This is a genomic window from Burkholderia sp. Bp8991 (assembly GCF_003853795.1).
In the GTDB taxonomy this organism is placed as follows: domain Bacteria; phylum Pseudomonadota; class Gammaproteobacteria; order Burkholderiales; family Burkholderiaceae; genus Burkholderia.
This window is the reverse complement of record NZ_QTQJ01000007.1, coordinates 57,467-70,421: the sequence shown is the minus strand read 5'-3', so window position 1 is coordinate 70,421 and position 12,955 is coordinate 57,467. Positions and strand designations below refer to the sequence as shown.

Genomic DNA, 12,955 nt, shown 5'->3' with positions numbered 1-12,955 from the left:
CATCGCAGCAGGCGGCGCGACGCGCCCCGATCCCGCATGCGCCGGCCCCGGATGCCGGCCCGCTCAACGTTCGTCTCGTTTATGTCCGCAATCCCGAATTCCGACCAACCCGGTTCGTCCGCGAACCCACCCAAGCTTCATCGCGCGCTGAAGGCGCGCCATCTGACGATGATCGCCATCGGCGGCTCGATCGGCACGGGCCTGTTCGTCGCGTCCGGCGCGTCGATCTCGCAGGCCGGCCCCGGCGGCGCGATGGTCGCGTACATGCTGATCGGCCTGATGGTCTATTTCCTGATGACGAGCCTCGGCGAAATGGCCGCGTTCATGCCGGTGTCGGGCTCGTTCGCGACCTACGGCGCGAAATACGTCGACGAAGGCTTCGGCTTCGCGCTCGGCTGGAACTACTGGTACAACTGGGCCGTGACGATCGCGGTCGAGCTGGTCGCCGCGCAGCTCGTGATGCACTACTGGTTCCCGGACGTGCCGGGCGTCTGGTGGAGCGCCGCTTTCCTCGGCGTGATGTTCCTGCTCAACGCGCTCACCGTGCGCGGCTTCGGGGAAGCCGAATACTGGTTCGCGCTGATCAAGGTCGTCACCGTGGTCGCGTTCATCGGCGTCGGCCTGCTGATGATCTTCGGCATTCTGAAGGGTGCGCCGGGCAACGGCTGGGGCAACCTGACGATCGGCGATGCGCCGTTCGCGGGCGGCCTGCCGGCGCTGATGGGCGTCGCGATGATCGCAGGCTTCTCGTTCCAGGGCACCGAGCTGATCGGCGTCGCGGCCGGCGAATCGGAGAACCCGCGCACGACGATCCCGCGCGCGGTCAGCCAGATCTTCTGGCGCATCCTGCTCTTCTACGTGTTCGCGATCTTCGTGATCGGCGTGCTGATTCCGTACACCGACCCGAGCCTGCTGAAGAGCGACGTGACCGACGTCGGCGTGAGCCCGTTTACGCTCGTGTTCCGCCACGCGGGCCTCGCGTTCGCGGCCGGCGTGATGAACGCGGTGATCCTGACGGCCGTGCTGTCGGCCGGCAACTCGGGCATGTACGCGTCGACCCGGATGCTCTACAACCTCGCGGTCGAGGGCCGCGCGCCGAAGCTGTTCGCGAAGCTGTCGCCGGGCGGCGTGCCGCGCAACGCGCTGTACGCGACGACCGCCGTCGGCGCGCTGTGCTTCTTCACGTCGCTGTACGGCGACAAGACGGTGTACCTGTGGCTGCTGAACACGTCGGGGATGACGGGTTTCATCGCGTGGCTCGGCATCGCGATCAGCCACTACCGGTTCCGCAAGGGCTACGTGAAGCAGGGCTACGCGGTCGACCAGCTGCCGTACCAGTCGAAGTGGTTTCCGTTCGGCCCGCTGTTCGCGTTCGTGCTGTGTCTCGTGATCGCGCTCGGCCAGGACTACCAGGCGTTTCTCGCGAACCGGATCGACTGGGCGGGCGTGGCCGCGACCTACGTCGGCATTCCGCTGTTCCTCGTCGTGTGGCTCGGCTACCGGCTCCTGAACAAGAGCCGCTTCGTGCGCTACGAGGACATGGAGATCGCGCCGTGGGCGGCCGCGAACCGCAGCGCGCAGCTGCAGCGCGTGGAGAACCGCGAAACCGTCGGCTGATGCCGGTGCGGCCACCGGCCGCGTGGTGCGCGATGAAAACGGGAAGCCCGCGGGCTTCCCGTTTTTCGTTGGGACGTCCGGGCGACGCGGTGTGCCGCCGACGTCGGCAGCCGACGCGTGCGTCGTTCCCGATACCGTTCCAGCCGCCGCCGAACCCGCTTTTTTTGTCGGCTTTGCGCTGCACGGGGTCAAAGCCGGTTATATTTCCCGACCCTACCGGGCCACGGCCCGGCCGGCGCGACGAGCGCGGCGCGGATCGGGCATCCGGCGCGCGCCTGTTGCGGCGGCCGGCGGCGCCCGGCGTTTCCATCGTTCCGCCGCGGCCGGCCCGGCCCGCGGAGCGCGCAATCCAGAGGAATCCATGAGCGCATCACCCGCCGAGCGGAAGGCCGGACCCGTTTCCATCGTGCGAATCGAAGCCGCGATCAACGCGTGGCGCGAAGTGTATCCGCCGGCGCCGGACGGCGAGGACGGCTACGCGCTCGACGCCGGCAGCAACTGCCTGGCCGAGCTGTACGGCACGATGATCTGCTATCGGCTGCCGGACGTGCCGCTCGACTCGCTGAGCGACGCGCAGCGCGATGCGCTGTACGCGACCGAGGCATGACGCGCGGTCGGGACGCTGCCGCGACGCGGCGTCGATGAAGCAACGGGAAGCCTGGCGGCTTCCCGTTTTGCTTTGCGGCTTAGCGCGGTGCGCCGCCCGCGAGGGCGGGCGCGGCGCGGCTCGCGCCGGTATCGGCGCGGGCTGAGGTATCGTCATGGCATCGGGAGCAGGCGCTCACGGGACGACCGGCGCGGCACGTGTGTGCGCGGGGCCGAATGAACGTCCGTGGCCTGTCCGGGAGGGTTCGAACATGGAGTTGAGACACCTCCGCTACTTCGTCGCGGTTGCCGAGGAGCGGAATTTCACGCGCGCGGCCGAGCGCCTGCACATCGCGCAGCCGCCGCTCAGCCGGCAGATCCAGCAGCTCGAGGACGCGCTCGGCGTGCCGCTGTTCGAGCGCAACGCGCGGCCGCTGAAGCTGACCGACGCGGGGCGGTTCTTCTATTCGCACGCGGTGCAGCTGCTCGCGCAGACCACCGAGCTCGAATCGATGACGAAGCGGGTCGGCAAGATCGAGCGCAGCATGTCGGTCGGCTTCGTCGGCTCGACGCTGTACGGGATGCTGCCGAAGATCATCCGGCGCTTTCGCAGCGAGTATCCGGCCGTCGAGCTGAGCCTGCACGAGATGTCGACGATGGACCAGATCAAGGCGCTGAAGGAAGGGCGCATCGACGTCGGGTTCGGGCGCATCCGTCACGAGGACCCGAGCGTGCGGCGCGTCGTGCTGCGCGAGGAGCGGATGATCGTCGCGCTGCCGGTCGGTCACGTGCTCGACGGCGCGAAACCCGTGCTGTCGCTGCACGATCTCGTGAACGACACGCTGATCATCTTCCCGAAGGCGCCGCGGCCGAGCTATGCGGACCAGGTGCTCGCGGCATTCCACGATCGCGCGCTGCAGCCGCGCAAGATCTACGAGACGCGCGAACTGCAGATCGCGCTCGGGCTCGTCGCGATGGGCGAGGGCGTGTCGGTCGTGCCGCACAGCGTGTACGGGCTGAAGCGCGACGACATCAGCTACAAGCCGCTCGACGATCCGAAACTCGTGTCGCCGATCATCATGAGCATGCGGATGCTCGACGAATCGGAGGACATCCGCGCGATGCAGGCGCTGATCTACCGGCTGTACGACGAGTCGCAGATGGAGTATCTGCCGCCGCAGCCCGAATGAGCGCGCGGGCGGTGGGGGCTTGCTTGACGCCGCGCGCGTCGGCCGGCCACCATCGTCGGCATTCTGCGGTCCGCCCGCGTGCGGCCGCCTTCATGCAGCCTTCATGCAGACGATGACATGCACATGACTGAAATCGTGACCGAGGAGACCTGGGTCGAGACGCCGCAAGGGCGTCTCTTCGCGAAACGCTGGCGCGGTGCGCCCGCGCAGGCGACGGCCGCGACCGGGCCGGCCGCGCCTATGCAGGCCGCGCCTATGCCGGCCGCGCCGATCGTGCTGCTGCACGATTCACTCGGCTGTGTCGAACTTTGGCGCGACTTCCCCGCGCAACTCGCGCGCGCCACGCAACGCGACGTGATCGCATACGACCGGCTCGGCTTCGGCCGGTCCGACCGCCATCCGGGACAGCTCGGCACGACGTTCGTGCGCGACGAGGCCGATCAGGGCTTTCGCGCGCTGCTCGAACGGTTCGGCATCGATGCGTTCGTGGTGTTCGGGCACAGCGTCGGCGGCGGCATGGCGGTCGGATGCGCGGCCGCGTATCCCGCGCGTTGCCGCGCGCTGGTGACGGTCGCCGCGCAGGCGTTCGTCGAGGAGCGCACGCTCGACGGCATTCGCGAGGCGGGGCAGCAGTTCGACGCGCCGGGCCAGCTCGAGCGGCTCGTGCGCTATCACGGCGACAAGGCCGAATGGGTGCTGCGTGCGTGGGTCGGCACGTGGCTGTCGCCGGCGTTTCGCGACTGGAGTCTCGACGACGCGCTGCCGCGCGTGCGCTGCGCGACGCTCGCGATTCACGGCGAGCAGGACGAATACGGGTCGGACGTGCATCCGAAGCGGATCGCCGCGCGCGTCGCGGGGCCGTCGTCGTTCCTGCTGCTCGACGGATGCGGACACATGCCGCATCGCGAGCGGACCGGCGACGTACTCGCGGCCGTGGCGACGTTCCTGCGCGGCGCGCTCGCCTGAACGGCCGGGCGCAGGCGCGCGATGCGACCGGCGGGCCGAGCCCGCCGGCGCTCAGAACGACAGCTGGATCGCGAGATCGAGCGCGAGAATCGCGATCGAGCAGCCGATGCCGAGGACCACGTTCGGCAACCGGTGTTCGAAGTCGCGATTGTCGCGGCGCATCGCGGCGCCGAGCAGGAAGATCGCCTCGACGACGATCTGCAGCCCGACGAACAGCAGCATCAGCAGGTACTCGTAACCCATCTGCTTGAACGCGGCGAATTGCATCCCGTGATCGCGGATCCATTGGCCGACGCGCAGCAGTTCGTAGACGAACAGCAAGGCGGGAAACAGGTAGCTGATGAAATACGTCGGCGCCGTGGCGTGCCGTAGTTCGAGGTGGAAGTGCTGATGCATGGTAGCCATCACGAAGCCCTCCTTGCAAACGCATGATTGCGGTCGCGACGGCGGCGCGACGACGTGCGGACTAAGGGATTGCCCGAGGCATCGTGCGGGGCCGTACGACATCAGCATACTGCTGCGCGGAAGATTTGGCATCCCGTGCGTGCATGCGTTGTAAAAATCCCGGCGCATCGCGCGAAGCGTTCAGCGGTTTTCGCTCGCGGAGCGCGACGCGTCGGCCGGTTGCGTGTCGCCCGCGTTGCCGGGCAGCAGCGATTCCGGATGGTGTTCCAGATCGCAGGCCAGCGCGCAGCGCGCCCGGCGTGCGCGTGAATTGCGTCGGCGCGCCGTGCACGTTCGATGCGCGCGCACCTTCCTGCCCGAGCGTCGCTTGGGCGGCCGCTCAGCCTTTCGCTTGCGCGCCTTCGACGAACAGCTTCGCGACCGACCGGAATTCCCGCTTCAGCGACAACTCCGGCACGGTCAGCCAGCGCAGCATCGCCGCGAGATACAGATGATGGAACCACGTGGCGAGCTGGTCGGCCGCCAGCGCCGGGTCCAGTTCGCCCGCCTGCTGTCCGGCCGCGATCAGCTGCTGCCACACGAGCGCGATGTCGCTGCCGTCGTCCTTCCCGCTTTCCGCTTCCGTCACGCCGATGCTCAGGAACCGATGCCGCAGGTAGGCGAGCAGGTACACCGGGTGCTGCTCGCACCACGCGGCCGACGCGTCGAGCACGCAGGCGATCCGCGACGCGAAGGTCTTCCGTCGTGCGACGTCGCGCTGCAGGTGCGCGAGGTCGCGCGCGAGTTCGCCTTCGAGCCAGTGCGCGAGCACGGCTTCCTTCGTCGGAAAGTGGTTGTACAGCGTTCGTTTCGCGACATCGGCCTGCGCGGCGATCTGCTCCATCGTCACGGCATCGTAGCCATGCACATCGAACAGGCGGGCGCCGGTGTCGGCGAGATGCGCGAGCATCTGGATGCGCTTGCGTGCGCGGCGGCCCGGATCGTCGGTCGTCGTCGGCATGGTTCGGTATCGAATGAAAGTGCACGAATTGCATTAGTATACGACGTGCATTTTTATGAATCCACTTGCCTGCATCGTGCAGGGGGAGTTCACGCATGAAGCTCGTCATCGTCACTTACGGCACCGAAGGCGACACGCGTCCGCTCGCGGCGCTCGGCCGTGCGCTGCTGGATGCGGGCCACGAGGTCCGGTTGCTGGCCGACGCCGCGACGCTCGGTTCGGCCGCCGCGCTCGGGGTGCCGTGCGCGCCGTTGTCCGGCGATATCCGCGCGGCGATCGCGCCGGATGGCGCGTTGTCGGACGCGGTGCGCGGGCGCGGCGGCTTCAACGACACGTCGAAGGCGCTCGCGGCGATCGCGAATGCGAACACGGCGGCATGGATGCGCGAAGTCGCGGCCGCGTCGGCCGGTTGCGATGCGATCCTGGTGTCGGGGCTGGCGTCGTTCGTCGGGCTGTCGGTCGCCGAGTATCGCGGCGTGCCGGCGATCGGCACGGGGATGATTCCGATCACGCCGACCGCGGCATTCGCGTCGCCGTTCCTGCCGCCCGGCAAGGTGCCGCGCTGGCTGAATCGCGCGAGCCACCGGCTCGTGAACGCGCTGCTGTGGCACGCGTTCAGGAACGCGACCAATGCAGCGCGCGCCAGCGTGTGCGGCCTGCCGGCGCGCCGGCACGTCTGGACCGATCATCCGATGCTGTACGGCGTGTCGCCCGTGCTGCTGTCCGATCCGGCCGACTGGCCGTCACACGTGCAGGCCTGCGGTCAGTGGCACGCCGACGCGCCGGCGTGGACGCCGCCGCCGGCGCTGGCGACCTTTCTCGGCGCGGGCGAGCCGCCCGTGTACATCGGCTTCGGCAGCATGGCCGGGTTCGATCGCGCCGCGATGGTCGGCGCGCTGCTGCAGGCGCTCGACGGCCGGCGCGCGCTGTTCCACCCGGGCTGGAGCGGCATCGATGCGTCGATGCTGCCGGCGCGCGTGTGCGTGATCGGCGAGACGCCGCACGACCGGTTGTTTCCGCATGTATCGATGGCGATCCACCACGGCGGATCGGGTACCACGCATTCGGCCGCGCGGGCGGGCATTCCGTCGGTCGTCGTGCCGTTCGCGGGCGATCAGTTCTTCTGGGCGAACCGGCTGCATCGGCTCGGTGTGGCCGATGCGCCGGTGGCGGGCCGGCGCGTGGACGCCGCCGCGCTCGCACGCGCGATCGCGTTCGCGGCGCGTGCCGACACGCAGGCGCGCGCCGCCGGACTCGGTGCGCGGATCGCACGGGAGGACGGCGTGCGGCGGGCGGTCGCCGCGATCGAGCGCTGGGGGCGGCCCGGCATGCGGTGAACGCGCCGGCGCCGCGTCAGAAATGCCCGGTGAACCGGTAGCGGCTGCCCGGGTGCCACAGATTGGCCACCGACGCGACCATCCCCTGCGACCATGTGCGCCGATGCAGCAGCAGGCAGGGCTCGCGTTCGTCCATCGTCAGGTGGCGGCGCGTTTGCGCATCGGGCATCGCGGCCTCGATCCGGTATTCGACCCGCTGCAGCGGCGCGACGCGCGTGAGGTACTGGTTCGGCGTCGTCGTCGTGAAGTCCTGCAGTGCGTATTCGGGCGCGCAGGCGGGATTGACCCAGCGTTCCTCGAGTTGCACCGGCGTGTCGTTCTCGAAGTGCAGCACGCGTGAGTGGAAGATCGGGCTGCCGGCGTCGAGCCGCAGCTCGTCGGCGAGCTTCGCGTCGGCGATGGCCGCGCCGACCTCCAGCACCTGCGCGCGATACCCATGGCCGCGCGCGGCGACTTCGTCCGAGATGCTGCGGATCGCCACCAGCGTCGATTCGTATTTCGGCGACGCGACATACGTGCCCGAGCCGCGCGTGCGCGTGAGCACCTGCTCGGCCGTCAGTTCGCGCAGCGCGCGGTTGACCGTCATCCGCGCGACGTTGAATTCGCGCGCGAGCTCGTTTTCCGACGGCACCTGGTCGCCTTCCGCCCACTCGCCCGCATGAATGCGCGCGAGGATGAAGTCCTTGATTTCCTGATAGATCGGTGTGGTCATTGCATTGCTGTTCGAGAGACGGCGGCCGCGTGCCGTCGCGCGCGGGCCTTCGTGCGGTGTCCGGGCGGAGTGTACCGGGTTCGACGCCGCGCGGGCCCGACTGTGGGCCCGGGATTCGGGTTATTCCGACCCGCATCCGGCGCGCGGGCCAAGGGCCCGCAGGGGCCGTACGGAGCGCCGCCGCCGCGCCGGCGAGCGCGGCAAACGAAAAGTATAGACAAATGCATGCGCGGCGACGATGTGCCGAATCCGCACCGAAACAAGGGGTTCAGCTTCATGTAAGGTGTAGCGAATTGAAATATAAGGAAAATTCGCTCAGGTAAACAATCCGCCGACAATTAGAGATAAACACGGATTGCTGGCAGTGACCTGAAAAAGGCAAAGTTGTATGTACAACTTGGAGAGTCGTCTGACGGATGACCTCCCGGTTGGAAGGGTTCGCGGCGGCGACGCCCGACGGGACCCGTGCCCAGTTCGCCTATGACAGGAACGCCATGAAGAAACTCGCGCTCAGTATTGCCCTTGCCTGCCTCGCGGTCGGTGCCCACGCCAAGGATTGGTCGACGATCCGGTTCGGCGTCGACGCCAGCTATCCGCCGTTCGAATCGAAGGATGCAAGCGGCAAGGTCGTCGGCTTCGACGTCGATCTCGGCAACGAGATCTGCGCGCGCCTGAAGGCGAAGTGCGTGTGGATCGAGAACGACTTCGACGGGATGATCCCGGCGCTGAAGGCGAAGAAGTTCGACGGCGTGCTGTCGTCGATGTCGATGACGCCGGCGCGTGCCGAGCAGATCGCGTTCTCCGACAAGCTGTTCAACACGCCGACGCGCCTCGTCGCGAAGAAGGGCGCGAACCTGCAGCCGACGGCCGAATCGCTGAAGGGCAAGTCGGTCGGCGTCGAGCAGGGCACGATCCAGGAAACCTACGCGAAGGCCTACTGGGCGCCGAAGGGCGTGCAGGTCGTGCCTTACCAGAACCAGGACGGCGTGTACCAGGACCTGATGTCCGGCCGCCTCGACGCCGCGCTGCAGGACGCGGTGCAGGCCGATATCGGCTTCCTGAAGACACCGCGTGGCGCGAACTTCGAATTCGCCGGCAAGGACATCGACGATCCGAAGACGCTCGGCAACGGCGCCGGCATCGGCCTGCGCAAGGACGACGCCGACCTGAAGGCGAAGATCGACCATGCGATCGCCGACATGATCAAGGACGGCACCTACAAGAAGCTCGAGAAGAAGTACTTCGCATTCGACGTGTACGGCGGCTGACGCCTTCGCGGCGCGCACCGGCCGTGGCGCGCGCCGCCCGCTTCGCGTGATGCCTCTGGCTTGATGAGCAGACGGCATCAGGTAGTGCGCAGAACTCGTTTGATGCGCGGTTAATGGCTATTGACAATCCAGCCACATCGTTCTGGATCCCTTATATGATCTTCCAAGGATTTGGCCCGCTGTTGTGGGCCGGCACGGTCGAGACCGTGAAGCTCGCGGTGCTGTCGCTTGCCGCGTCGCTGATACTGGGCCTCGCGGGCGCGGCAGCGAAACTCTCGACCAACCGCGTGCTCAAGTCGGTCGGCACGTTCTATACGACGCTGATCCGCGCGGTACCCGATCTCGTGCTGATGCTGCTGCTGTTCTACGGGATCCAGATCCTGCTGAACGACGCGACCGACCTGCTCGGCTGGGACCAGATCGACATCGACCCGTTCGTGGCCGGCGTCGTGACGCTCGGCTTCATCTACGGCGCGTACTTCACCGAGACGTTCCGCGGCGCATTCCTCGCGGTGCCGCGCGGCCAGCTCGAAGCGGGCTTCGCATACGGGATGAGCGGCTGGCGCGTGTTCCACCGCATCCTGTTCCCGCAGATGATGCGCTTCGCGCTGCCGGGCATCGGCAACAACTGGCAGGTGCTCGTGAAGGCCACCGCGCTGGTGTCGATCATCGGCCTCGCCGACGTCGTGAAGGCGTCGCAGGACGCCGGCAAGAGCACGCTCGATTTCTTCTTCTTCACGCTCGCGGCCGGCGCGATCTACCTCGCGATCACGACGGTGTCGAACGTCGTGCTGCACCACCTGGAGAAGCGTTATTCCGTCGGCGTCCGGAGGCTTGCACTGTGATCGAACTCGTCAGCCAGTACTGGCAAAGCTATCTCTATACCGACGGTTACCGCTTCAGCGGCCTCGCGATCACGCTGTGGCTGCTGGTCGTGTCGATCGCGTTCGGCTTCGCGCTCGCCGTGCCGCTCGCGATCGCGCGCGCGTCGTCGAACCGCTGGATCTCGGGCCCCGTGTGGCTCTATACGTACGTGTTCCGCGGCACGCCGCTCTACGTGCAGCTGCTGATGTGCTACACCGGCATCTACAGTCTGCAGGTCGTGCACAACCACGTGCTGCTCGACACGTTCTTCCGCAACGCGATGAACTGCACGCTGCTCGCGTTCGTGCTGAACGAATGCGCGTATGCGACCGAGATCTTCGCGGGTGCGATCAAGGCCACGTCGGCCGGCGAGATCGAGGCCGGGATGGCCTACGGGATGTCGCGCTTCAAGCTCTATACGCGCATCATCCTGCCGTCCGCGCTGCGCCGCTCACTGCCGAGCTACAGCAACGAAGTGATCCTGATGCTGCACGCGACGACCCTCGCGTTCACCGCGACCGTTCCCGACATCCTGAAGGTCACGCGCGACGTCAACTCCGCGACGTACATGTCGTTCCAGGCCTACGGCATCGCCGCCGTGCTGTACGCCATCGTCGTGCTCACGCTCATCTGGGCGTTCCGCAAGCTCGAGACGCGCTGGCTCGCGTACCTCTCGCCGCGCAGCCACTAATGCATTCGCAAGGAAGGACCAAGCATGTACAAGCTCACCGTTGACAACCTGCACAAGAAGTTCGGCGACAACGAGGTGTTGAAGGGCGTATCGATGAAGGCGAAGGCCGGCGACGTGATCAGCATCATCGGCTCGAGCGGCTCCGGCAAGAGCACGTTCCTGCGCTGCATCAACTTCCTCGAGCAGCCGTGCTCGGGGCAGATCACGATCGGCAGCGAGCCGATCCAGACCGCGCGCGACCGTAACGGCTCGCTGCGCGTGGCCGACCAGAAGCAGCTGCAGCGGATGCGCACGAAGCTGTCGATGGTGTTCCAGCACTTCAACCTGTGGTCGCACATGACGGTGCTCGAGAACGTGATCGAGGCACCGATGGCCGTGCTGGGGATCGGCAAGGAAGAGGCCGTTGCGCGGGCACGCAAGTATCTGGAGAAGGTCGGGCTCGCGCCGCGCGTCGAAGGCATGTATCCGTCGCACCTGTCGGGCGGCCAGCAGCAGCGTGTCGCGATCGCGCGTGCGCTCGCGATGGAGCCCGAAGTGATGCTGTTCGACGAGCCGACGTCGGCGCTCGATCCGGAACTGGTGGGCGAAGTGCTGAAGGTGATGCAGAAGCTCGCCGAGGAAGGCCGCACGATGGTCGTCGTCACGCACGAGATGGGTTTCGCGCGCAACGTGTCGAACCACGTGATCTTCCTGCATCAGGGGAAGATCGAGGAAGAGGGCGATCCGCGGGAGATCCTCGTCAACCCGAAGAGCGAGCGGCTCGGGCAGTTCCTGTCGGGGCGGCTCAAGTAAGCGGGGGCCGCCGCAGCCTGGAACGCTAAATGCTTGTTTCGGACGACTCTTTCGATCGAGGAGCGCCGCGATGAGCACGCCGACCCCTACCGCTTTTTCCCACGTGAAGCCGCAGGACACCGCATATCAAGGCGAAGGCCTGCGCGACTTCTTCCTGTATCGCGATCTCGGCATCGCGGCCGCGACGAACGGCAAGGTCGTCGCGCAACTCGTCAGGGCGAATCATGCACCGGCGGCGGGCACCGGCTGGCACCGTCACGAGGCCGAGTTCCACATCGTGATGATGCTGAAGGGCTGGGCGCGCTTCATGTACGGCGATCGCGAGACGCTGGTGAGCGCCGGCGACTGCGTGCACCAGGCGCCGGGAATCGTGCACTACCTGTTCGACTACTCGCCCGACATGGAGTACCTGGAGATCGTCGGGCCGGCCGATTTCAAGTCGATCGACGTCGAAGGGCCATGCGCGGTGCCGGCGCCGACGCCGTGGGGCGACGCGGGCGCGTAGCCCTCCGTCGCATCGGATGCGAGGCATCCGCGTGACCAAGAAAGACCGCCTTCGGGCGGTTTTTTTATGGATCCTGTCCGGGCTTCGGGTTCCGAACGGGTCATTCGACATCCGAAGCATTTGCCGCGTAAGGAAATCGAAAAAACAGGCGGCAATTTGTCAGCTTCGCGTGATGTTTCGTTACACGGTGTCAAAGATCGTCAATTCGATGCAGGTGCGGTGCACGGCGCGTCGGCGACCGGCGTTAAGGACGTAACAGCCGGACCACCGGCTGGCCTACCCAGGAGAATGTCCATGACCCGCATCGCGAAGATCCTGACCGTGACGGCCGTCGCCTGTGCCACCCTCGTGCCGGCGCTGGCCGAAGCCCATTCGCACCGCGTGTGCCATTTCGATCACCACCATCACCGCGTGTGCCGCTGGGCCCGTTGACCCGCGACGCGTTATTCCCGGCAAAGCGTCGGGACGCTTTTCCCGTTCAGGCAAATCAGGAGAGGATCATGAAAAAGACGATGTTGATCGCCGCGCTCGTCGCGGGCATGGGTGTGTCGATCGGTGCGTTCGCACAGGTTCCGGCCAGCGCGCCGGCCGGTACGACCGGGCTGTGCAAGGACGGCTCGTTCTACTCGGGCGCGTCGAAGAAGGGCGCGTGCGCCGGCCACAAGGGCGTGAAGACGTGGTATGGCGCAGCGTCGGCAGCCGCGGCGAGCGCACCGGCCGCGGCCCCCGCGAGCGCGGCTGTCGCTTCCGCCGCATCCGGCGCCGCCCCGGCGAAGAGCGCGCCCGCGACGACCGCCGCGGCGGCGCCCGGCGGCGGCGCGGGCAAGGTGTGGGCCAACGACAGCACGAAGGTCTACCATTGCTCGACCGACAAGTACTACGGCAAGACGAAGCACGGCAGCTACATGTCGGAAGCCGATGCGAAGGCGAAGGGCTACCACGCGTCGCACGGCAAGGCTTGTTCGTAACACCGGCGGAACGCGCGAGCGTTGCCGCTCGCGCACTGCCCGGCATCGCGCCCCG

Annotated in this window: 15 protein-coding genes; 12 read left to right on the top strand and 3 right to left on the bottom strand. The window is 67.2% G+C overall.

Going from position 1 to position 12,955, the window contains the following annotated elements; all coding sequences use genetic code 11:
• The first annotated feature begins 81 nt into the window (after positions 1 to 81).
• The 4 genes from DIE02_RS10120 to DIE02_RS10105 all read left to right on the top strand — a co-directional run bounded on the left by DIE02_RS10120 (position 82) and on the right by DIE02_RS10105 (position 4,358).
• A complete protein-coding gene (locus DIE02_RS10120; RefSeq protein WP_124528880.1) occupies positions 82 to 1,617 on the top strand; it encodes an amino acid permease in 1,536 nt (511 codons plus the stop codon).
• A gap of 361 nt (positions 1,618 to 1,978) precedes the next feature.
• Positions 1,979 to 2,224, top strand: a complete 246-nt coding sequence (locus DIE02_RS10115; RefSeq protein ID WP_044848083.1) for a DUF3717 domain-containing protein — start codon at positions 1,979 to 1,981, stop codon at positions 2,222 to 2,224.
• Between the two features lie 250 nt (positions 2,225 to 2,474).
• On the top strand, positions 2,475 to 3,392 hold the full coding sequence (locus tag DIE02_RS10110; RefSeq protein ID WP_044848082.1) for a LysR family transcriptional regulator: 918 nt from the start codon (positions 2,475 to 2,477) through the stop codon (positions 3,390 to 3,392).
• A gap of 123 nt (positions 3,393 to 3,515) precedes the next feature.
• Entirely contained in the window at positions 3,516 to 4,358 is an 843-nt protein-coding gene (locus tag DIE02_RS10105; RefSeq protein WP_124528979.1) for an alpha/beta fold hydrolase, read from the top strand.
• 51 nt (positions 4,359 to 4,409) lie between these two features.
• On the opposite strand, the gene DIE02_RS10100 is transcribed toward DIE02_RS10105, so the two are convergent.
• The gene (locus tag DIE02_RS10100; RefSeq protein ID WP_044848115.1) at positions 4,410 to 4,763 is read right to left on the bottom strand and encodes a hypothetical protein; all 354 of its coding nucleotides are present in this window, start codon (positions 4,761 to 4,763) and stop codon (positions 4,410 to 4,412) included.
• Positions 4,764 to 5,142: 379 nt separating this feature from the next.
• Entirely contained in the window at positions 5,143 to 5,763 is a 621-nt protein-coding gene (locus DIE02_RS10095; protein WP_124528878.1) for a TetR/AcrR family transcriptional regulator, read from the bottom strand.
• 95 nt (positions 5,764 to 5,858) lie between these two features.
• Between DIE02_RS10095 and DIE02_RS10090 the strand changes: the two genes are divergently transcribed.
• Positions 5,859 to 7,100 (top strand): glycosyltransferase, encoded by a 1,242-nt coding sequence (locus tag DIE02_RS10090; protein WP_124528876.1) that lies wholly within the window; start codon positions 5,859 to 5,861, stop codon positions 7,098 to 7,100.
• A 16-nt stretch (positions 7,101 to 7,116) separates the two neighbouring features.
• On the opposite strand, the gene hutC is transcribed toward DIE02_RS10090, so the two are convergent.
• Entirely contained in the window at positions 7,117 to 7,812 is a 696-nt protein-coding gene (hutC, locus tag DIE02_RS10085; protein WP_044848079.1) for a histidine utilization repressor, read from the bottom strand.
• 494 nt (positions 7,813 to 8,306) lie between these two features.
• Between hutC and DIE02_RS10080 the strand changes: the two genes are divergently transcribed.
• The 7 genes from DIE02_RS10080 (at position 8,307) to DIE02_RS10055 (ending at position 12,900) form a co-directional block, all read left to right on the top strand.
• Positions 8,307 to 9,080, top strand: a complete 774-nt coding sequence (locus DIE02_RS10080; RefSeq protein ID WP_124488797.1) for an ABC transporter substrate-binding protein — start codon at positions 8,307 to 8,309, stop codon at positions 9,078 to 9,080.
• A 155-nt stretch (positions 9,081 to 9,235) separates the two neighbouring features.
• Positions 9,236 to 9,925 carry an ABC transporter permease gene (locus DIE02_RS10075; RefSeq protein WP_044848077.1) on the top strand — a complete coding sequence of 230 codons (690 nt, stop codon included), beginning with the start codon at positions 9,236 to 9,238 and terminating at the stop codon, positions 9,923 to 9,925.
• A complete protein-coding gene (locus tag DIE02_RS10070; RefSeq protein ID WP_124528874.1) occupies positions 9,922 to 10,635 on the top strand; it encodes an ABC transporter permease in 714 nt (237 codons plus the stop codon). Before DIE02_RS10075 ends, DIE02_RS10070 begins: the two co-directional genes overlap by 4 nt.
• Positions 10,636 to 10,659: 24 nt before the next feature.
• Positions 10,660 to 11,427 (top strand): ABC transporter ATP-binding protein, encoded by a 768-nt coding sequence (locus DIE02_RS10065; protein WP_124488796.1) that lies wholly within the window; start codon positions 10,660 to 10,662, stop codon positions 11,425 to 11,427.
• A 70-nt stretch (positions 11,428 to 11,497) separates the two neighbouring features.
• The gene (locus DIE02_RS10060; RefSeq protein ID WP_124488795.1) at positions 11,498 to 11,932 is read left to right on the top strand and encodes a cupin domain-containing protein; all 435 of its coding nucleotides are present in this window, start codon (positions 11,498 to 11,500) and stop codon (positions 11,930 to 11,932) included.
• Between the two features lie 294 nt (positions 11,933 to 12,226).
• On the top strand, positions 12,227 to 12,364 hold the full coding sequence (locus tag DIE02_RS35470) for an HHHH-motif protein (RefSeq protein ID WP_185702614.1): 138 nt from the start codon (positions 12,227 to 12,229) through the stop codon (positions 12,362 to 12,364).
• Between the two features lie 68 nt (positions 12,365 to 12,432).
• A complete protein-coding gene (locus DIE02_RS10055; RefSeq protein WP_044848073.1) occupies positions 12,433 to 12,900 on the top strand; it encodes a DUF3761 domain-containing protein in 468 nt (155 codons plus the stop codon).
• Positions 12,901 to 12,955 lie beyond the last annotated feature (55 nt).

What these genes read in the sequence shown, in the direction of transcription:
- DIE02_RS10120 (WP_124528880.1), top strand. Translation starts at nt 82, where the DNA reads ATGTCCGCAATCCCGAATTCCGACCAACCCGGTTCGTCCGCGAACCCA.
- DIE02_RS10115 (WP_044848083.1), top strand. Translation starts at nt 1,979, where the DNA reads ATGAGCGCATCACCCGCCGAGCGGAAGGCCGGACCCGTTTCCATCGTG.
- DIE02_RS10110 (WP_044848082.1), top strand. Translation starts at nt 2,475, where the DNA reads ATGGAGTTGAGACACCTCCGCTACTTCGTCGCGGTTGCCGAGGAGCGG.
- DIE02_RS10105 (WP_124528979.1), top strand. Translation starts at nt 3,516, where the DNA reads ATGACTGAAATCGTGACCGAGGAGACCTGGGTCGAGACGCCGCAAGGG.
- DIE02_RS10100 (WP_044848115.1), bottom strand. Translation starts at nt 4,763, where the DNA reads ATGGCTACCATGCATCAGCACTTCCACCTCGAACTACGGCACGCCACG.
- DIE02_RS10095 (WP_124528878.1), bottom strand. Translation starts at nt 5,763, where the DNA reads ATGCCGACGACGACCGACGATCCGGGCCGCCGCGCACGCAAGCGCATC.
- DIE02_RS10090 (WP_124528876.1), top strand. Translation starts at nt 5,859, where the DNA reads ATGAAGCTCGTCATCGTCACTTACGGCACCGAAGGCGACACGCGTCCG.
- hutC (WP_044848079.1), bottom strand. Translation starts at nt 7,812, where the DNA reads ATGACCACACCGATCTATCAGGAAATCAAGGACTTCATCCTCGCGCGC.
- DIE02_RS10080 (WP_124488797.1), top strand. Translation starts at nt 8,307, where the DNA reads ATGAAGAAACTCGCGCTCAGTATTGCCCTTGCCTGCCTCGCGGTCGGT.
- DIE02_RS10075 (WP_044848077.1), top strand. Translation starts at nt 9,236, where the DNA reads ATGATCTTCCAAGGATTTGGCCCGCTGTTGTGGGCCGGCACGGTCGAG.
- DIE02_RS10065 (WP_124488796.1), top strand. Translation starts at nt 10,660, where the DNA reads ATGTACAAGCTCACCGTTGACAACCTGCACAAGAAGTTCGGCGACAAC.
- DIE02_RS10060 (WP_124488795.1), top strand. Translation starts at nt 11,498, where the DNA reads ATGAGCACGCCGACCCCTACCGCTTTTTCCCACGTGAAGCCGCAGGAC.
- DIE02_RS35470 (WP_185702614.1), top strand. Translation starts at nt 12,227, where the DNA reads ATGACCCGCATCGCGAAGATCCTGACCGTGACGGCCGTCGCCTGTGCC.
- DIE02_RS10055 (WP_044848073.1), top strand. Translation starts at nt 12,433, where the DNA reads ATGAAAAAGACGATGTTGATCGCCGCGCTCGTCGCGGGCATGGGTGTG.